The sequence below is a fragment of the Pseudomonas sp. BP11-1-1 genome (assembly GCF_052112105.1).
Lineage (GTDB): Bacteria > Pseudomonadota > Gammaproteobacteria > Pseudomonadales > Pseudomonadaceae > Aquipseudomonas > Aquipseudomonas alvandae.
The window spans coordinates 12,051-31,304 of the sequence record NZ_JAUTYU010000012.1 but is presented as its reverse complement, the minus strand read 5'-3'; the positions used below and the strand labels follow the sequence as shown (position 1 = coordinate 31,304).

Annotated in this window: 20 protein-coding genes; 13 read left to right on the top strand and 7 right to left on the bottom strand. The window is 56.1% G+C overall.

The genetic code is table 11. From position 1 onward, the window contains the following. Window positions 1–58: 58 nt before the first annotated feature. Window positions 59–622 (top strand): TetR/AcrR family transcriptional regulator, encoded by a 564-nt coding sequence (locus tag Q7C33_RS20840; protein WP_217860739.1) that lies wholly within the window; start codon window positions 59–61, stop codon window positions 620–622. A gap of 138 nt (window positions 623–760) precedes the next feature. Then, window positions 761–1,885 carry a GGDEF domain-containing protein gene (locus Q7C33_RS20835; protein ID WP_407684118.1) on the top strand — a complete coding sequence of 375 codons (1,125 nt, stop codon included), beginning with the start codon at window positions 761–763 and terminating at the stop codon, window positions 1,883–1,885. Between the two features lie 58 nt (window positions 1,886–1,943). Here Q7C33_RS20835 and Q7C33_RS20830 read toward each other — a convergent pair whose 3' ends face one another. Continuing rightward, window positions 1,944–2,309: an NIPSNAP family protein gene (locus tag Q7C33_RS20830; protein ID WP_198796130.1), complete on the bottom strand. Its 366-nt coding sequence runs from the start codon at window positions 2,307–2,309 to the stop codon at window positions 1,944–1,946. 397 nt (window positions 2,310–2,706) lie between these two features. Between Q7C33_RS20830 and Q7C33_RS20825 the strand changes: the two genes are divergently transcribed. Both Q7C33_RS20825 and Q7C33_RS20820 read left to right on the top strand, forming a co-directional pair. Continuing rightward, window positions 2,707–3,126, top strand: coding sequence for an organic hydroperoxide resistance protein (locus Q7C33_RS20825; protein ID WP_198796131.1), 420 nt, complete (start codon window positions 2,707–2,709; stop codon window positions 3,124–3,126). A gap of 33 nt (window positions 3,127–3,159) precedes the next feature. After that, window positions 3,160–3,450: a hypothetical protein gene (locus Q7C33_RS20820; RefSeq protein WP_217860735.1), complete on the top strand. Its 291-nt coding sequence runs from the start codon at window positions 3,160–3,162 to the stop codon at window positions 3,448–3,450. A gap of 116 nt (window positions 3,451–3,566) precedes the next feature. Here the strand turns inward: Q7C33_RS20820 and Q7C33_RS20815 are convergent, their stop codons facing one another. The 4 genes from Q7C33_RS20815 to Q7C33_RS20800 form a co-directional block, all read right to left on the bottom strand. Next, window positions 3,567–4,355: an SDR family NAD(P)-dependent oxidoreductase gene (locus tag Q7C33_RS20815; protein ID WP_407684082.1), complete on the bottom strand. Its 789-nt coding sequence runs from the start codon at window positions 4,353–4,355 to the stop codon at window positions 3,567–3,569. Window positions 4,356–4,720: 365 nt separating this feature from the next. After that, entirely contained in the window at window positions 4,721–5,446 is a 726-nt protein-coding gene (locus Q7C33_RS20810) for a hypothetical protein (protein ID WP_030139012.1), read from the bottom strand. 193 nt (window positions 5,447–5,639) lie between these two features. After that, window positions 5,640–6,527 (bottom strand): lysophospholipid acyltransferase, encoded by an 888-nt coding sequence (locus tag Q7C33_RS20805; protein ID WP_030139013.1) that lies wholly within the window; start codon window positions 6,525–6,527, stop codon window positions 5,640–5,642. Window positions 6,528–6,570: 43 nt separating this feature from the next. Then, a complete protein-coding gene (locus Q7C33_RS20800) occupies window positions 6,571–7,128 on the bottom strand; it encodes a DNA-3-methyladenine glycosylase I (RefSeq protein ID WP_030139014.1) in 558 nt (185 codons plus the stop codon). Window positions 7,129–7,209: 81 nt separating this feature from the next. On the opposite strand from Q7C33_RS20800, the gene glyQ reads away from it, so the two are divergent. The 4 genes from glyQ to Q7C33_RS20780 all read left to right on the top strand — a co-directional run bounded on the left by glyQ (window position 7,210) and on the right by Q7C33_RS20780 (window position 11,610). Then, on the top strand, window positions 7,210–8,163 hold the full coding sequence (gene glyQ, locus Q7C33_RS20795) for a glycine--tRNA ligase subunit alpha (RefSeq protein ID WP_022641565.1): 954 nt from the start codon (window positions 7,210–7,212) through the stop codon (window positions 8,161–8,163). Then, a complete protein-coding gene (glyS, locus tag Q7C33_RS20790) occupies window positions 8,160–10,214 on the top strand; it encodes a glycine--tRNA ligase subunit beta (RefSeq protein WP_030139015.1) in 2,055 nt (684 codons plus the stop codon). Before glyQ ends, glyS begins: the two co-directional genes overlap by 4 nt. Window positions 10,215–10,217: 3 nt before the next feature. Next, on the top strand, window positions 10,218–10,751 hold the full coding sequence (gene gmhB, locus Q7C33_RS20785) for a D-glycero-beta-D-manno-heptose 1,7-bisphosphate 7-phosphatase (RefSeq protein ID WP_198796135.1): 534 nt from the start codon (window positions 10,218–10,220) through the stop codon (window positions 10,749–10,751). A gap of 79 nt (window positions 10,752–10,830) precedes the next feature. Further along, window positions 10,831–11,610, top strand: coding sequence for a lysophospholipid acyltransferase family protein (locus tag Q7C33_RS20780; RefSeq protein WP_198796226.1), 780 nt, complete (start codon window positions 10,831–10,833; stop codon window positions 11,608–11,610). A gap of 171 nt (window positions 11,611–11,781) precedes the next feature. Here the strand turns inward: Q7C33_RS20780 and Q7C33_RS20775 are convergent, their stop codons facing one another. After that, window positions 11,782–13,296, bottom strand: a complete 1,515-nt coding sequence (locus Q7C33_RS20775; protein ID WP_198796136.1) for a PAS domain-containing sensor histidine kinase — start codon at window positions 13,294–13,296, stop codon at window positions 11,782–11,784. Between the two features lie 235 nt (window positions 13,297–13,531). Between Q7C33_RS20775 and Q7C33_RS20770 the strand changes: the two genes are divergently transcribed. The 5 genes from Q7C33_RS20770 to Q7C33_RS20750 all read left to right on the top strand — a co-directional run bounded on the left by Q7C33_RS20770 (window position 13,532) and on the right by Q7C33_RS20750 (window position 16,693). Further along, the gene (locus Q7C33_RS20770; protein ID WP_030139019.1) at window positions 13,532–14,266 is read left to right on the top strand and encodes a response regulator transcription factor; all 735 of its coding nucleotides are present in this window, start codon (window positions 13,532–13,534) and stop codon (window positions 14,264–14,266) included. Between the two features lie 230 nt (window positions 14,267–14,496). Continuing rightward, complete coding sequence (locus Q7C33_RS20765; protein WP_198796137.1) at window positions 14,497–14,718, top strand: hypothetical protein; 222 nt, start codon at window positions 14,497–14,499, stop codon at window positions 14,716–14,718. A gap of 90 nt (window positions 14,719–14,808) precedes the next feature. After that, window positions 14,809–15,117 (top strand): hypothetical protein, encoded by a 309-nt coding sequence (locus Q7C33_RS20760; RefSeq protein WP_198796138.1) that lies wholly within the window; start codon window positions 14,809–14,811, stop codon window positions 15,115–15,117. Window positions 15,118–15,240: 123 nt separating this feature from the next. Next, on the top strand, window positions 15,241–15,960 hold the full coding sequence (locus Q7C33_RS20755) for a hypothetical protein (protein ID WP_198796227.1): 720 nt from the start codon (window positions 15,241–15,243) through the stop codon (window positions 15,958–15,960). A 205-nt stretch (window positions 15,961–16,165) separates the two neighbouring features. Then, window positions 16,166–16,693 carry a hypothetical protein gene (locus tag Q7C33_RS20750; RefSeq protein ID WP_217860719.1) on the top strand — a complete coding sequence of 176 codons (528 nt, stop codon included), beginning with the start codon at window positions 16,166–16,168 and terminating at the stop codon, window positions 16,691–16,693. 891 nt (window positions 16,694–17,584) lie between these two features. On the opposite strand, the gene drt2 is transcribed toward Q7C33_RS20750, so the two are convergent. Then, the gene (gene drt2 / locus Q7C33_RS20745; protein WP_407684081.1) at window positions 17,585–18,862 is read right to left on the bottom strand and encodes an antiviral reverse transcriptase Drt2; all 1,278 of its coding nucleotides are present in this window, start codon (window positions 18,860–18,862) and stop codon (window positions 17,585–17,587) included. Between the last annotated feature and the right edge of the window lie 392 nt (window positions 18,863–19,254).

Here is a 19,254-nt window from a genome sequence, read left to right as displayed (position 1 = left end):
GGGGATCCGGGGGTAGAATCGCGTCCAACTGAATCAAATCTCGTAACGAGGCGGTAACGTGAACGAAAATGCTCGAGAAGCCATCTTGGCGGCAGCGAAATCCGCTGCCCAACTGCACGGTTACAGTGGGATCAATTTCCGTAGCATTGCCGAAGCGGTGGGCATCAAGAACGCCAGCATTTACTACCACTTTCCGAGCAAGGCAGGGCTGGCTGCCGCGGTTGCCGAGCGCTACTGGCAAGACGTGCAGCAGGTGCTTGAAGGGATACGCGCCGCCAATCCCGAGCCGAAGGTGTGCGTTCAGTTGTATCCATCCATTTTTCGAAAGTCGCTTGAGGACGGGAACAGGCTATGTCTGTCCAGCTTCATGGCCGCCGAATACGAAGATCTTCCCGATGAAGTCTTGCGGGAGATCCGCGCGTTTGCGGACGTTAACGTGACATGGCTTGCCCAGGTGTTGGCCGATGTCGAAGTGGGCAGCGCGGCAGAATGTGAGCGCCGAGCCCGTGCCATCTACACCGCTGTTGCGGGTGCCCAGTTGATCGCGCGGACTCGGGCGGATGTCGGTCTGTACGATGATTTGATATTGAGTTACCGGGAGACAGGGTTGATTCCAGCCTGATCCTGGTTGTCGTCAGGAAGGAATGGTTGGGGCGTCTGACGTTTTGCTAAATCCCCTCGCCACAGTAATTCAGTTGTTTGCATTGGTGGCAGGGTGCCACAATCGCCGTTTTCGTTGCGTCACGATCAGGTGGATCAAATGGATGGCCCAAGATCTCGGAACGGCCAGGATTGCTTCATAGCCGAGCAAGTGCGAACTGACCGACTGCAACAACTGTTTCGCCAATCCGTTTCTGCGGTTTTTGGCAGTTACCTGGCTGCCATCATGCTGAGCTGGCTGTGTTGGGACCGGTTTGAGCACAGCGTTATTTTTTGGTGGCTGGCCATCCTGACCGCATCGACACTGTTGCGTATCGCAATGTTCGTTGCCTATTTCCGCAGCGACGAAAGTAAGCGCACGCCTCAACGTTGGGAGCGCAAATACTGGATCACACTGGTGTTATCCGCCGGTATCTGGGGCGGCGGCGCGTTTGTGATCATGCCGGCGGACGATCTGTTGTCCCAGGCATTGGTCATGCTCTTTACGGTCGGGATGTCCGTCAGCGCGGTGTCCTGCTACTCGGCCTACCGCGATATGACCCTGGTCTCCATTGGCCTGGTGCTGTTTCCCTGCACCGCCTGGCTGCTGTTTCAACCGTCCTCGATTCAAGTCGGCATGGCCCTTTCGATCCTGGTGTTTGCGGCCTTTGCGGCCCGCGCCACGCACAGGATGTCCCAGGCACTGGAAATCGCCTTTCGTCTTACTCGCGAAATGGAACAGGCGAACAGCATTTCGACCCGTGCCGCACAAACCGATGAACTGACCGGCCTGAAGAGTCGGCGGGCTTTTTTCGAGCATGCCCAGCAACTCTACAACGAGTGCAAGAGCAAACGATTGGGGTTGTGTGCGGTCATGTTGGACATGGATCACTTCAAGCACATCAACGACACCTACGGCCATCAGGTGGGGGATCAGGTTTTGCGCGAGATGGGGGTGGTGATCAGTTCGTCGTTTCGGGCAACCGATATCCACGGGCGGCTCGGCGGGGAAGAGTTCGCCATTCTGCTTCCGGACACTTCCATCGAAGTCGCTACCCAGATTGCAGAACAGCTCATCGATACGATCGCGGGTTTGATGATCGAGCCTGTCCACGGCATATCGGCCAGCCTCGGCGTCGCATCGACGGGGGCCTGTAATAAGGATCTTCACAGCTTGATGAACGATGCGGATAAGGCCCTGTATCGAGCGAAGGCGTTGGGGCGTAATCGAGTGGCTGTCGCTTAGTCGGGTTGATTTGTATTAACAGTCGGAATTTGACTGGGCCTGCCTTTGTCGATGTCGGCTACGCGGATCGAGCTCCGGCTCCAGACAGGTCTACGGAAGCTCTGATGGCATCAATTGCGTCTTGAGCGAGCGCCATAACGATCGTTGTACTGGTTTCAATCCGACTGATGATGTCTTCTCTCGGACCCTGCTTCCAGGCAACGCTTGCGTAAAAAACTGCTTGAGATACCTGGCGATGGCTTTCGCTTTCATAGGAGCGAATCAGGTGATAGTTGTCACTATCATGTAATGAGCAGCCATAAGAAACGACATCCATGCCCGCCTCCAGGTGAAGCGGAACACTGACATTTTGCATTACTTTGTGAAAATCCAATCCCGATCCTGGCCTCAAGGTGTACGTCAGGATTTCAATAATTCGAGTCATTCCAAATCTTCCATGTGGCATTTCCACGGGAGCATCCGCGCAGCTCAGCTTACGCCATCAGGGCGAGTTGCGTTACGGCACGCGTTGGACGATCGAGAAGCCCATCATCGGTGCGAATTTCCCTCCCTTTGAGAGCCTGCAATTGCGCGGGTCCTGCTGATTCCCCAGGCGCGTCCTTCCCCTGGCCTCACCTCGCGGCTCACGCGGGCTGGCGATATTGCAAAGCCTAAAAATAAATTTCCTTTCATATCAACTGGTTAATTCAAAGACGAAAAATTTTTCAAAATTTAGCTTGCGCGCTAATTATTCGTCCATTAACTTTGTCGCAACTGGTTAGCGCGCAAACATTTAGCGCAAACCAAAACAACTCAAACCCATCAGCAAAAGAGGAAACACCATGAACGTTCTCTACACCGCAGTCGCAACCTCCACCGGTGGCCGTGATGGCCGTGCTGTTTCCAGCGACAAGATTCTCGACGTGAAACTGGCCACTCCAAAAGCCCTGGGCGGCGCCGGTGGTGAAGCCACCAACCCTGAGCAGTTGTTCGCCGCCGGCTACTCGGCCTGCTTCATCGGCGCGTTGAAATTTGTCGCCAGCCAGAGCAAACGCAGCATTCCGGCTGACGCCTCGATCACGGCCCACGTCGGCATCGGCCAGATCCCTGGTGGTTTCGGTCTGGACATCGACCTGCACATCAGCCTGCCAGGCCTGGATCAAGCCGATGCCCAAGCGCTGGTCGATGCGGCTCACCAGGTTTGCCCGTACTCCAACGCGACACGCGGCAACGTCGAAGTCCGTTTGCACGTCACCGTCTAACTCACTCTATCTACGAATAAAAAGGATCAGGACATGAACACTCTCGGCAAAACACTCATTGGCTCGCTTCTGGCACTGTCCCTCGGCAATGCGTTCGCGACTTCCTATGTTCAACCTACGTTCGCCGAGGGTGGCTCGGATCGACTGATCGAGAACCGTGTCGCTGAAGGCGGCTCGGATCGTCTGATCGAAAACCGTGTAGCCGAAGGTGGCTCGGATCGACTGATCGAAAACCGTGTAGCCGAAGGTGGCTCGGATCGACTGATCGAAAATCGCGTAGCCGAGGGCGGTTCGGACCGACTGATGGAAAATAGAGTGGGCTAAACAATCCCTCCACCGCCCCAAGAGCTGGTCGAATCAACCCATGTTGTTTCCAGCCACAAACGCCGCTTATCTCTCACGAGGAAGCGGCGTTTTTTTTTGCAACATGTTCCGGGGTCCTAAACGATGCTATCCACCACACCGCCATCGACACGCAGTGCCGCGCCAGTGGTGGCCGAGGCCTGTTCCGAGCTGGCGTAGATGATCATGTTGGCGACTTCCTCGACGCGCGCCGCGCGCTGGATGATCGAGGTGCTGCGATGTTCGTTGACGAAATCTGCCGCGACTTTTTCCAGGCTTTCCCCACTGCGCTCGACGTCCGCCTGGAGCATCTGGGCAACGCCTTCGGAAAGCGTCGGCCCCGGCAACACCGAGTTCACCGTCACGCCCGTGCCAGCGAGGCGCTTGGCCAGGCCACGAGCGATTGAAAGTTGGGCGGTTTTGGTGAAGCCGTAGTGGATCATGTCGGCAGGAATGTTCACGCCCGATTCCGACGAGATAAACACAATCCGCCCCCAACCGCGCTCGACCATGCCCTGAGCGTAGGCCCTGGAAACACGCACGCCCGACATCACGTTGGTTTCGAAGAAGCGCTGCCATTCGCTGTCCGGCGTTTCGAAGAAGTCTTCCTGTTTGAAAATGCCCAGGTTGTTGATGACGATATCGAAGCTGGGGTGCTTGGCGATGAGTGCCTCGCAGCCAGGCGCGTGACTGAGATCGCCGACAAAACCAGTCGCCCTTGAAGCAAGGGCGCCCAAGCGCTGCAGCGCGTCCTCCACACTGCTCTCGCTGCGACCGTTGATAACCACTTGAGCGCCAGCTTCAAGGAAGCCTTTGGCAGTCGCGAAACCGATACCGCTGGTGGACCCGGTGACCAGGACATGACGTCCGGTGAAATCGATATTCATGAGGGGACTCCTTGATTAACGAACCAGAGGAAGTGCGATATTTCTGGCTGAACGGTCGTCCGACGGATCTAGAAAGGCTTTGCCGTCCAACGTCGCCGATATCGCAGGCCCTTAATCATGGACACGATTGAGGCTTTGCGCCTCTTTGTGATGGTCTTTTCCGCGGATGCCCGTTGCTACTTCCTTGGCAGGTTGGGGAACAAGCAAGGTTAGGGCATCAGCCGACATCGATGTGAAGTTGCCGGCCTCTTCGCGAGCAAGCTCGCTCCCACAGGGTTGGTGGGGGTTCTTGGTCATGGGGAGGGGCTGCTGCGCAGCCCAGCGGGAGCAAGCTCCCTCGCCACGGGGTTCGGTCGACCCAGCTTTCAGGCTTGCGCGCTGAATCGCTGCGCAGCACGCCGCTCAAGCATTGCGGCTTCCGTCTCTCGCGTCGCCCGTTCGCCTTTGTACGCCAGTTGGTTGAAAAACAACCCGTCCGAAAACTCCTGGGGAGGGACCGAGCCGGCGCGTTTGAGCATCGGCGCCAGATCGATGGTGCTGGCGAAGTTTTCCTGGGTCAGGTTGTAGCGGCCCAGGTAACTGCCGGACCAGGGCGAGTCGGCGTCGACCATGTCGATAGAGGCGTCACGGAACGCAACGGCGGCGGCTTTCAGGTCAGTGGACTCATTGAGCAGATCGGTCAGCCGCTGGGTGTCCGCGCTGCTGAGTTGGCCGGCCGTGTCGAGCACCTTCAGGCGGCCATCGGCCTCGACGGTGAAGCCATATTTCTTGCCGGCCAGGTCCGGATGGGTTGCCGACAGCATTGACTGGAACGTCTCGAAAGAGCTTCTCAGGGTGTTTTTCGCGCTCTCGGTAATCGCGGCGAATCGAGGGAAGTCTGGTGATTGGGAGCGACCGATCCAGGTTTCGATGATGACCGGCGATTGCACCATGGCCTGGGTTTCTTCACTGGGGTGAAAGATCGCTGCAGGGCCGGCACTTGTCAGCTGCTTTACGGCGTCCGTAGGAGGATTGGTTACCAACTTCTGGTCGGAGCGGGTGAGGTTAGTGTTGGCGGGAGAGATAGCGGCAGAGCTAACAGAGAATTCCATTTCATCGGTCCATGATTGGCGGATACATCGGGTTATCGACAGCGGGGGGCCGAGCTTTAGGGGGGCGGGCTGCTGCGCAGCCCAGCGGGAGCAAGCTCCCTCGCCACGGGTACCGTGCAGGCCAAGGCATTGTGGTTGTGGCGAGGGGATACTTGCCACAAGTAAGGCCTTTGCCGGAATTGATGCCCTGCCTTCAGTACCACCGCGCCTCGCCCGGCGGGCGTTTCTTGAAGCGTTTCATGCTCCACATGTACTGGCTCGGGTAGGCGCGTACGTAACGCTCGACCACCTTGCTCATGGCGGCGCAGGCGGTTTCGGTGTCGGTGCTGTACATCTCTTCCGGGGCGGCTTCGAGGATGACTTTGTAGCCGGAACCGTCCGGCAGGCGCAGGGCATGAAGGAACACGCCAACTGCTTTACCGCCAGCGAGCATGTTCGGCACAAACTTGCTGGTCAGGGCCTGGGTGGCAAAGAAGGGCACGAAGATACCGGCGGATTCGGACGGTTCCGGGTCGGCGGGGATGCCCACCTGGCCGCCTTTGCGCACTTCCTTGATGACGCTGAGGATGCCTTCCTTGGTCGACGCCGCGACTTTGTTGCCCAACTGTACGCGTTGCTTTTGCAGCAGTTCATCTACCGCCTTGAGCTTGGGCGGACGGTAGAAAATGATCGGTTTGCACTGGCTGCAATAGAAGTGGTTGAGCACTTCCCAGTTGCCCAGGTGGCTGGTGATGCCGACCACGCCTTTGCCGGAGGCCAAGGCTTCTTTCAGCACCTCCAGGCCTTCGACTTCGCGCACCAGTTCGATGGAGCGCTGGGCCGGCCAGATCCAGGCGCAGGCGCTTTCGGTCAGGGATTTGCCGATGTCCTTGAGGCTCTGGCCCACCAGCCGCTCGCGCTCGGCCGGGTCCATCTCGGGAAAGCATTTGGCAAGGTTGATCCGCACCACGTCGCGGGAACGGTTGGGCAATTTCCACATGAGCCAGCCGATGGCCGAGCCCACCGCTTGCACCGCTCGCCAGGGCAGCAGCGCAAACAACCGCAGAGCGCCGACCAGCAAGGCGCCTTTCAACTTATCCACAGGTCACTCCTGAATGTATGGGCCGTGTTGCGAGCCGGCTATTCTAACCACCGTTTACCAACTCGGCGTAGCGGTCACAGTCCTGGGTGTGGTCCATGACCATGCCGGAGGCCTGCATCAAGGCGTAGCAGATGGTTGGCCCGACGAAGGTGAACCCGGCTTTCTTCAAGCCTTTGCTCATCGCCAGCGCCTCGGGCGTAATGGCCGGCACTTCGGTGCGATCCTTGAAATGATTGATGATGGGTTTATCGCCGACGAACGACCAGAGGAACGCCACCGGGTCTTCCAGCGCCAGCCAGGCCTGGGCATTGCGGCGGGCGGCCTTGAGCTTGAGACGGTTGCGGATGATGCCGGGGTCGAGCATCAGCTCATCGATTTCCGCGTCACTCATTTGCGCCACGCGCTGCACGTCGAAGCCGTACAACACTTCCCGGTAGCGCTCGCGTTTGCGCAAAACGGTGATCCAGGACAGCCCGGCCTGGAACCCTTCGAGCAAAAGCAACTCGAACAAACCCTGCGCATCGCGCAGCGGCGTGCCCCACTCCTGATCGTGATAAGCCATGTACAAAGGATCGTCAGAACACCAAAAGCAGCGTGGCATAAGGCTCCAGGGGGCGTGCGCACGAACGAATCGGGTATACTCCCGCTCTTTAAATCGCAGCCCAAGAAACAGGTGAATTTCGTGAGCCAGCCTACGCCAGCCGTGCGTACCTTCCAAGACTTGATCCTCGCCCTCCAGCAATACTGGGCCGAGCAAGGTTGCGTGGTACTTCAGCCCTACGATATGGAAGTAGGCGCCGGCACTTTCCACACTGCCACGTTTCTGCGTGCCATCGGCCCGGAAACCTGGAACGCCGCCTATGTGCAGCCCAGCCGCCGCCCGACTGACGGCCGCTACGGCGAAAACCCGAACCGCCTGCAGCACTACTACCAGTTCCAGGTGGTGCTGAAGCCGAACCCGGAGAATTTCCAGGAGCTGTACCTGGGCTCCCTCAAGCACGTCGGCCTCGACCCGCTCGTGCACGATATCCGTTTCGTCGAAGACAACTGGGAATCGCCGACCCTTGGCGCCTGGGGCCTGGGCTGGGAAGTCTGGCTCAACGGTATGGAAGTGACCCAGTTCACCTACTTCCAGCAGGCGGGCGGCATCGAGTGCTACCCGGTGACCGGCGAAATCACCTACGGCCTCGAGCGCCTGGCGATGTACCTGCAGGGCGTGGACTCGGTCTACGACCTGGTGTGGGCCGACGGCCCGTTCGGCAAAGTGACCTACGGCGATGTGTTCCACCAGAACGAAGTGGAGCAGTCGACCTATAACTTCGAACACGCCAACGTCGACAAGCTGTTCGAACTGTTCGACTTTTATGAAAGCGAAGCCAAGCGCCTGATCGAGCTGGACCAGCCGCTGCCGTTGCCGAGCTATGAAATGGTGTTGAAGGCGTCCCACACCTTCAACCTGCTGGACGCACGCCGGGCGATTTCCGTGACCGCGCGCCAGCAATACATCCTGCGTGTGCGCACCCTGGCGCGTTCCGTTGCGCAAGCGTACCTGCTGGCCCGTGCCAAGCTGGGCTTCCCGATGGCGACCCCGGACCTGCGTGATGAAGTGTTGGCTAAGCTGGAGGCTGCACAATGAGTGCTCAAGATTTTCTGGTTGAACTGGGCACTGAAGAACTGCCACCCAAAGCCCTGAACACCCTGGCCGAAGCGTTCCTGGCCGGCATCGAGAAAGGCCTGCACGCCGCTGGCCTGAATTTCGAAACCAAACACGTCTATGCCGCGCCGCGCCGCCTGGCCGTGCTGATCACTGCCCTCGAAACCCAGCAACCCGACCGCAGCATCAACCTTGATGGTCCGCCACGCCAGGCCGCGTTCGATGCCGACGGCAACCCGACCCAGGCCGCCCTGGGCTTCGCCAAGAAGTGCGGCGTGGACCTGAGCGAAATCGACCAGAGCGGTCCGAAGCTGCGCTACAGCCAGAGCATCAAGGGCAAGCCGACCGCCAGCCTGTTGCCGACCATCGTCGAAGACTCTCTGAACGACCTGCCGATTCCCAAGCGCATGCGCTGGGCCGCGCGCAAGGAAGAGTTCGTGCGTCCAACCCAATGGCTAGTGATGTTGCTCGGTGACCAGGTCATCGATTGCACGATCCTTGCCCAGAAGGCCGGTCGCGACTCCCGCGGCCACCGCTTCCATCATCCACAAAGCGTACGCATTACCGCGCCGGCCAATTACCTGGCCGACTTGCGCGCCGCCTACGTGCTGGCGGACGCCAACGAGCGCCGCGAGCTGATCAGCAAGCGCACCGAAGAACTGGCGACCCTGCAGGAAGGCACCGCCATCGTGCCGGCCAACCTGCTGGACGAAGTGACCGCGCTGGTGGAATGGCCGGTGCCGCTGGTGTGCTCGTTCGAGGAACGTTTCCTTGAAGTGCCCCAGGAAGCGCTGATCACCACCATGCAGGACAACCAGAAATATTTCTGCCTGCTGGACGCCGAAGGCAAGTTGCTGCCGCGTTTTATCACGGTCGCCAACATTGAAAGCAAGGATCCGCAGCAGATCGTCGCCGGTAACGAAAAAGTCGTTCGCCCGCGCCTGACCGATGCCGAGTTCTTCTTCAAGCAAGACAAGAAACAACCCCTGGAAAGCTTCAACGAGCGTCTGCGCAACGTCGTGTTCCAGGAAAAACTCGGCAGCGTCTACGACAAGGCCGAGCGCGTTTCGAAACTGGCGGCGTACATCGCCCCACGCATCGGCGGCGATGCCCAGCGCGCGGCGCGTGCCGGCATCCTGTCCAAGTGCGACCTGTCCACCGAGATGGTCGGTGAGTTCCCGGAGATGCAAGGCGTCGCCGGTTACTACTACGCCCTCAACGACGGCGAGCCGCAAGACGTCGCCCTGGCCCTGAACGAGCAGTACATGCCGCGCGGTGCCGGTGCCGAACTGCCGACTACCCTGACCGGTGCGGCCGTGGCGATCGCCGACAAGCTCGACACCTTGGTCGGCATCTTCGGCATCGGCATGCTGCCCACCGGCAGCAAGGACCCGTATGCCTTGCGTCGCGCGGCGCTGGGTGTGTTGCGGATCCTGATCGACAAGCAATTGGACCTGGACCTGAACGACGCCGTGGCCTTCGCCGTCAATGCGTTCGGCAGCAAGGTCAAGGCTGCCGGCCTGGCCGATGCAGTGTTGGAGTTCATCTTCGACCGCCTGCGTGCGCGTTATGAAGACGAAGGCGTCGACGTTGCGACCTACTTGTCGGTGCGTGCCCTGAAACCGGGTTCGGCCCTGGACTTCGACCAGCGCGTACAAGCGGTGCAAGCATTCCGCAAATTGCCGGAAGCGGCAGCACTGGCGGCGGTGAACAAGCGGGTTTCGAACCTGCTGGGCAAGGCCGAAGGCAACATCGCGGCCACCGTCGAAGCCAAGTACTTCGACAATGCCAACGAGTTCTCCCTGTACTCGGCGATCCAGCAGGCGGACCAGGCGGTCCAGCCAATGGCGGCGGCGCGTCAGTACAGCGAAACCCTGGCGCGCCTGGCGGCGTTGCGTGAGCCGGTGGATGCGTTTTTCGAAGCGGTGATGGTCAACGCTGAAGATGCCAACGTTCGGGCCAACCGCTATGCACTGCTGGCGCGCCTGCGTGGGTTGTTCCTCGGTGTTGCCGATATTTCGCTGCTGGGGTAAATCTTGAAACTGCTGATTCTCGATCGGGATGGGGTGATCAATCACGACTCCGACGCTTACATCAAATCGGTGGAGGAGTGGTTGCCGATACCCGGTTCCATCGAGGCCATCGCGCAGTTGAGCAAGGCCGGCTGGACGGTGGCGGTGGCCACCAACCAGTCGGGCATTGCACGCGGTTACTATGAACTCGCCGTCCTCGATGCCATGCATCAGCGCTTGCGCGACCTGGTGGCAGAGCAGGGCGGGGAGGTCGGCTTGATCGTCTATTGCCCGCACGGGCCGGACGAGGGTTGCGATTGCCGCAAACCCAAGCCAGGCATGTTGAAAACCATCGCCGCTCATTACGGCATCGCGCTGTCGGGTGTGTGGTTTGTCGGCGACAGTCTCGGTGACCTGGAGGCGGCCAAGGCCGTCGATTGTCAGCCAGTTTTGGTAAAGACCGGGAAAGGCGAGAAGACTCTGGGCAAGACCCTACCGGTGGGCACCATGATTTTTGACGACCTGGCGGCGATTGCCGCTGAACTTATCCACAATTAGAGCTCCCAGACATCCTGATCAAGGATCGTTCGGGAAGCGCTTAAGCAGGCGGGCCTTGCCCGCAATGGTAAACGCCGCTATGTCGATACTGCAGGCCATCAGAACCTTTCTCTTTTACCTGCTGTTGGGCACCAGCTCCTTGCTGTGGTGCACCTTGAGTTTTTTTGTCGCGCCATTCATGTCGTTCAAGACGCGCTACCGCTTCATCAACGTTTACTGGTGCCGCTGCGCCTTGTGGTTAAGCAAGGTATTCCTGGGTATCAGTTACGAAGTGAAGGGTGCCGAGAACGTGCCTGACCGGCCCTGTGTCATCCAGTCCAACCACCAAAGCACTTGGGAAACATTCTTTCTCTCCGCCTACTTCGAGCCGTTGAGCCAGGTGCTCAAGCGTGAACTGTTGTTCGTGCCGTTCTTCGGCTGGGCCATGGCGATGCTGCGTCCGATTGCCATTGATCGCGACAATCCCAAGGTTGCACTCAAGCAGGTCGCGCAAAAAGGCGACGTGCTGCTCAAGGACAACGTTTGGGTGCTGATCTTTCCTGAGGGTACTCGTGTGCCTTATGGGACGATCGGCAAGTTTTCCCGCAGCGGTTCCGCATTGGCGGTAAACGCGTCCCTGCCGGTGCTGCCGATTGCACACAATGCGGGCAAATTCTGGCCAAAGGCTGGCTGGATCAGAAAACCGGGTGTCATCACAGTGGTTATCGGCCAACCCATGTACGCAGAGGGTACTGGGCCCCGCGCCATCGCTGAGCTCAACGATCGCGTACAGGCTTGGAATGAGCAGACGCAAAGGGAACTGGGTTCGCTTCCGCCAGCGCCTGCCGCACCCGCAGCACCGGACCAGCTCGCTGTTTGAGAACTGTGGATAACCTGTGTACCGTTTTATCCGATTTCGTTGCTTTTATTTTTTAACTCTTTGTTTTTAAAGCATATTTCTTAAGCACATAAAACAGCTAAAAAGGTGCATAAGTTTTTATACCCGCCAAATCGCAGCTTCGCCATTCCGTCGAAGACTGCGATTTTTCGCTCAGCTCAACAGTTGAAACCGCAAGCTGAACGTCGTTCCTTTCCCAACCTCACTATGACATCCGATCTGGCCATCATGACGATCCACGACCGCCTTGACCATGGACAGTCCAAGGCCGATGCCGTCTACGCCGTGGGCGGAGGAGAAGCGTCGATACTGGCTGAACAACTCCGGCAGTTCCTCAGCGCCAATGCCTTTGCCCTGGTCGACGACGTCGCACATCAACCATCCCTCCACGCAGCGAACGTTTAGCGAAACGCGCGTTTCGCGCGGGCTGTATTTGATTGCGTTCTCCAGCAAGTTGAATATCGCGCGGGTCAGCAGCGGCTGATCGGCGCTGACCATGGCTTCGTCATCTTCCAGTTCGTGTTCCAGCTGGATTTTTTTTGCCCGGGCAAGGGGCAATGCCTGATCGATCACGTCCAGGACCAGCATGGCAAACAAGGTCGGTCGGAATTGGTAGGCCTCTGACTCCGCCTTCGCCAGTTGCACGAAACCGTCGGTTAGATCCAACGCACGGCGCACCTGGTGCTCTATCTGATCGAACAATGGATTGTCCGCGCCAGCCTCATGTCGCTGCACGTCGAGCAGCGCGAGTATCGCCGAATGTGGCGCGCGCAGGTCATGCGACAAAAACCGGAGCATCACGCCGCGCTGTTCTTCTGCCTCGCGCTCGGCACTCAGGTCAGTCAGGCTCAGCAACCAGCCAATGGGCACGTCACCCTCGACCGGCAGCAGTGCCGCACGTTCGAGGCGCAGGCTGCGCTCTCGGATATCGCGAAACTCAGTCAACGGCAAGGTAGACAGGCGATGCACAGGGCTGTGGTCCAGTGGCGGATACCCCAGGCGGGCCAGTTCCTCGATCACGTCACCGCCTACCAAGGTGTGGCCGAACAACTCACGGGCCTTGCGGTTGCCAAGCAGTATCTTGCCTTGCGGATCACTGATCATGGTGGCCACCGGCAGGTACTCCAAGCCATCGGCGATAAAACGACGGGTATCACGCGTCCGGCCCATGGCTTGTTCCAGTGCCATGATTTGCCCCTGCAAACGGTCACTTCCGGTATAGGAGGCTCGGCGCCGCTCGGGGAATACTTTCGGCTCGGCATCCAGCCGGGCCAACTCCCAACCGAAATAAGCCAACACCACGCTCAATCGTCGCCAGTTCCAGATCAGGTAGCCACAGAGCATTCCCATCAAGCTGGCCACCGGCGACCACCACCATCCCTGAGCGCCCAACAGTGCGCTGGTCAACAGGGCCACGCTCATGCCCCCTAGCGTGACCCCCAGTGCAAGGCGGGGGCGCAACAAGAGCAAACCGAGCACGGCTCCAACCAGACACATAGACAGCAATGCGGCTTCTGGTCCATTGGGGGCCGTTTGCGTGCTGAACGAAATCAGCGCCGTCAGCGGTAACAGAAGCAGGCTTATCCAAAACCACTCCCGCATCAATTGCCGAAACAATTGTTGTACCTGAGTCGGTTCACGGCTTTCACGGCGACGCGGATTGCTCATAAGGGCCCTGGCGGAACATGAGGAAGAAAATTGCCAACACTCGGTCTTGGAAGGCAAGCCCGAGGACCGAGACTATAACGGACTCGATGGACGGCGTGCGGCTGCCTTTCCCTGCGCGTTGCGAGCCGGTATTGTCTCAGCCAGCGATGGGAGGATGGACGATTCAGCTATCGGGTTGGGCGTTCATGTCCGCCTGGAAGATGTCCGTTATTTTTCGAGTTCAAGGAATCGCGTCATGCGTATCGCCATACTGGATGACGAACCGGCCGAGCTGCGCCGGGTGGAACAGACACTGCAGCAAATCCCCGGCAGGGGCGAACAAGCCTGGACCCTGCACAGTTTCGAACGCACCGAAGACCTGCTGCGCCAACTGCGGCGTGAAACCTTCGACCTGTTGATCCTCGATTGGCAGTTGCCTGATATCAGCGGACTTGCCTTGCTGCGCTGGACGCGCGAGCACATGGACTCGCCGCCAGCCGCCATCATGCTCACCAGCCGCGACGGCGAGCACGACATCGTCCAGGCCCTCAACGCCGGTGCGGACGATTACGTCAGCAAACCGTTCCGCCCCAACGAACTCAAGGCCCGGGTCACCGCCGTGCTGCGCCGCCACAACTTGCAACGCACTCCGGCCAGCGAGGTGCTGGTGTTCAATGACCTGGAATTCGACGATGCCGAACTGACCGTCACCCGTGCCGGCATTCCCATCAGCCTCACCGAGCGGGAGTACCGCCTGGCCCGCTGCTTGTTCGCCAACCTGGGCCGGCCGCTGTCGCGTGAATATTTTTATGAGCGCTTCTGGACCCACGAGGAAATGACCTCGTCCCGTCCGCTCGACACCCATATCTATCGCCTGCGCAACAAGCTCGGGCTGACGGCGGATCGGGGTTGGCAGTTGCTGACGATCTATGGCTATGGGTATCGATTGGAGAGTGTGGCGGCGGGGAGTGAGGCGTCTGTCGCGAGTTAGGGAATAGCTCGGTATATCCGTGGCGAGGAGTTTCGTCCGGCTTTAGCTGGCTGGCGCTACAGTGCGAAGCGTTCGCGAGAAAAGCGGGGCCGCTACGCAGCCCATTGGGAGCAAGCTCCTTCGCCGCGGATTCCCACAATAAGCTTCGTGGGGCAGCAGGACGAGATAAGTAAATAGAGGAAGGCCAACGCACGAGCGTTGGCCTTTTTCGTTGGGGCAGCGTGAACCGGATGCATATCCTTAACCAGCAATTTGAAAGGATTGGCGAAAGCGAAAATTCTCGCTTCCAAAATGATGGGTTCCACGTGGAACAAGCAAATGCAGCCATGATTGCCGGGGCGACGTGGATGACATTATCAATATGGAATGGAATGATGCATCTACCTGCTCCAGAATCAATGCGCCATCCTGAATATATATACACGCTGTTGTTGCATACAGGTATTGATTAATGACAAGATATATTTGAGTGAATCGTCGGGTATGTACTAGGCGACAATCGATCTGACATATATGGGGTATGTGTGGAAAGTCTACCGAACATGCTTGGTATCGTACTGGGCGTGGCACCAGCATTTATAATCCTGGGTGCAGTGAAAGGCATGCAGCCGTGGCGCATTTGGACATTGATAGCTGGACTTGCCTTGGTCATACACGCAACACTGATGGTAGGGATCATGACTGATTTCGTATCTCTCTTTGAAGCTTTGCAGGTGCAAGGCAAATTGACCGGAGAAATAGCATCGAACGCCCAAAAGCATCTTGCCCTCTGGACCATTATGTTCCCGGCCATTGTCGGTGCTATCGGTGCAAACTATCTAACGGCTTGGTTTCAATCAAACAAACCATAAGCGTTCCTGCCAAACCCGTGGATTAGCGCTCACGAGTGCTTGGATAGCTATATCTAGGCACTACCTAATCAAGGGCCGAAGGCGTTTACAACATTATCGACGAATCCACGGAAGGAAATGGATATGCAAAAAATATCAGAGCCGGAATTCAACCCACGCCTTTACATTGAGAGCTATTATTCTGCGCTAGAGATTGATAAGGATAATAATCCCTTTCCACGCCTGATGGCTTGGGAGTTTCTCTATGAATATATATGGGGTAAGGAGCGTCCTTGGAGTTCGCTGACCGATTCGACCAACCTCGACACTACCGCATTGCACGTGGGATTCTATCTGGCCAATTGGGGAATGTTTCGAGGCCGCTCGGAGCTGCTGCGCAACAGCAATCTCGACCTGATGAAGGAACTGGTAATGCGTCTTTTCCAAGGCCGGGGTCCTGAGCTATTTGACCTTAGCGCTAAGGACTTCATACCGGGAGCACCCAACCTTGAGCACAATCAGGCTCTACTGGACGAGGTGGTTCAGATCTTTCACGACATGCCTGGAAACGTGTCTTGGACCGACACCTTGATCAGTAAAATTTTACTAGGCGTCTGGGGTGAGTTCCCTGCACTCGACCGCTACTACAAACTTGGTATACGGTCATTCTACCCGCACCGCGGCCTCACCGAAGTCAGTGGTCGCTCACTCACGTCGTTGATGGAACTGGTCAAGACGGAGAAATTCGACCTTCCAACCATCGAAACCAAGAACTTACGACTTGCCTACCCAAAAGGACGCTTGTTAGATATGGCTTTTTTTCAAGCTGGCCTCAGAGGTAAAGGACACGCTTTTACGCTATGAGAATGGCGTCAACGTTGGATCTCGTCTTATACGTCGCCCTTTTATCACTTCGATCTAAAAATAATAAAAGCGTTATTCTTCATAGTGAATGAGGGCCGGCAAAAATTTGCTCGGGTAGCGAGATGGCAAATATGACTTATCCATATTCAATTCCGTCAGATTTTAAGCTGAATCTAACCTTCCATTTGCAAGGGTGTATGAGCCGATGAACGATGCCATAAAGCGTTACATAAGCAAAAAGACTCAAGATATGATTATGATGCCTCCTCTGAAGCGCGAGGCTTTTCGTCTGATAATTTGTTGCGCGTTTGCATTTATACTCAACGTGATTCTTTATACCGGTATTGAAACCGACGGCACTGTCAAGGGGTGGGCAGAAGGGCCATTGCAATTATTAGCCTCGACGACGATGCTCCTGTTTATGATTAAATTTTTCTTACCCGTGCTTGGTTGGACGATACTCAAAGCGGTACTTCTGAGTGCTAATAATACTTTCAGCGGAATTCTTAGCTTTCTGGCAAATCAATTTACCGGAGCGATGTATTGCGCAGGCCTTGTTCTAGGTTCAATCACACTAAAGCAGTACCTATTATCCAAATCGTTGGATGCAGAAATGGCCACCTTGTCAGCCTTCATGTTCCTGGCAGGTTTCATTTACTTCTATCTGTTTCAATGCGCGATCCAAAAAACCCCATTGCCTGCTCTTCTTAACCAGCCGATGCGCCGCCGATAGATCGACACTCTAATCGACGTATGTACCAATTGAACTGGCTCGTTACTCTTAGCCCTGCGGCCTGTACCTCTGGATTTCTATCGAGCGATCGCAACGTCACATTCCTTTTGATCGGCGATGGCTCTGCTAGCTCTGGCTCGCATGCGTGAAGGCGAGCCTTGGCCCGCCAGCAGGTAATCAAGCAGCCTTTTCGGCACCTTTTCATCTCGCAGCTAAAGTCTCGGTGACAGATAGAGACATTTTGGTCGCAGGTTGAATGACATCGTCGACGGACGGAAGGGTGATCCAGTGAAGCACGAGGCCGGCCAATATGCTTGAGATAGTGTTGATTGAAAATGCGGCGATCGTATTACGCATTTTGAAGCGTCCATTTATTTTAGGTGGACCTCTATTAAATGCGCACAGGCGGTGTGGCACCACCACCTACAGAAAATTTCGTCGCACCCCAGAATGAGAACTCACAATCGGGAACCCACAACCGGATGAGGAGTGCATCCGCGACGAGGATTGCTCCAGCGCGCCAACAAAAAGGCCAACCCGCGCGGGTTGGCCTGTTCCTGGCGCAAAGCAGCATATTGGGAAATACACCAGCTTTTCTGGGATCCTACAACCGTGTAGGTGGGCAAAGATACTGGTATTTGGCAGAGCAGCAAACCTGGCGTATACGAGACTTCAGTCGAAGTAAAATGTCCGACTCAGCCAAAGTTAGGTGCCATAAAACCATTCTCGGACAGAGTTAATTGCCTAGACTGCGTGGTCATAAGAAAGCAGAAAAAATGAAGAGGAAAAAGAAATTGCCAATTTGGCAATAGTAACGCATCTGCGATCAGGATCAAAGCAGTATCTGGGGCAAATTGGCCCGTCCCACTGATACCTTTGGAAGTTCAGAGCTCACGCAATGTCCTCGATCTTTTTTCTCAATCGGCCCCACAACGGCTTAAGCTGCTTCCGAATAGATTTGGAGTTCATAATCCTGGCGGCTCTGTAACCATATGAAATAAAGTTTCGTCGACCCAGGTATGAATATCGGCTATGCAGCTTTCTAAGAAAAATTGATCTAGGCAGTTGCCCTCTAGCAATCCTTGCCGTGTTTACTTTCTGCATACTCAGGGTTGCAATCGATAAGCCACGATTTACACGTTCTTGATACCGGGCAAGCGAAGATGATCTTAGATAAATATTTTCACCATCGAATATAAAATCCAGGTATTGCAGTGCTCGGTCTGATCTGAATCCCTTCGCTGTTTTTTTGAATCGGCAGACCTCCGTTTTTGTTTTTTGTACTTCAAGCTTGATCGCTGCGACCTCGTCATCAACGAACTGGATGGCCTCAGCTTCCTTAGCCAGTGGAACTATTAACAAAATATCATCGCAATATCGAAAATAAGAGCCGCCATGATTTTCTACGTAGGAATAGAGTTTTTCATCAAAATCCATCATGTAGATATTTGATAACAGAGCGCTAATCGGTGATCCTTGCGGGATTCCTTTCCCAATCGAATTGGTCTCGACGAGGCCAGCGCCACGGATCGCTGACCTAAACTGATGGGGCTCGCAGATTCGCTGACGCCCATTTTTGGGGTTGTTTTTGGAGATACCCAGCGCGCTGTAGACTTCTTCCCTATCAACGAAAGAGAATCTAGTTAATGACTTATAGACAGCGAAATGATCATCAGGAAGACTGGGCCTATCAATGAGCTTCTGCCAGCTTGACTTGAGGTGTGTGTGACTCAAGTTATCGAAGAAGCCTTTAATATCAATACCTACTACACAGCACTCTGTCCTTGAAGCGATATCCATAAACGCTTCATAGGCAAACTCAATATTACTCTTACCCAAAGTTCTGAAAGCCAAAACCGACGCAGACCATTCTGTTGTACTTAGATAACGCTCATATAGGTCGCTAAGCACCTCACAATAATATGAGTATATATGACTATCAAGGTGCGCCGCATACGAAATCTGGCGTTTCTTAGGGTCTTTCTTTACCACCCGCCCTGCCGCTTTATCAAAATGTACTTTTTGAGATTCCGCAACATAACGAATCAGGGGGTAGAAGGAGTGACGTGCGACTGCTCTCTGATCGGAGACGACTTTTAATGCCGCATCTTCATTTACAGGGCGATCAAAGTGTAAATATCTTCGGGATTTATACCAGGCATTTGACATATTACCTCCCTGTATCGAGCCAACCGACCGAGCATAGGATGGCGGCAATCCTTCAGCCGCTCGGTCGGATAAACCCAAATGTTCTTCACACCATCTAACCGGTTACCCGGCCTCACCGCGATTGCTAGGATCGACATATAATGTCAGCGTCACACTTGGAGTATCTATGAAGATAAGTCTCCGTGGGCTGCTGGCCGCATTGCTGGTAATCGTAGGATGTTATTCCTCCGGAACCGCCTTGGGGCTTGACAGCTTGTGATGCACCTCAGGGCCTATGCCATGAGCGACTTGAGGCTAACACATAGTAATTCCTAATTGCCATCACTCTCACGGCCAAGCAGAGGCTGGGGGCTAGATATTTTCACGTACCACCCGGTCTGAACCTGACTCTG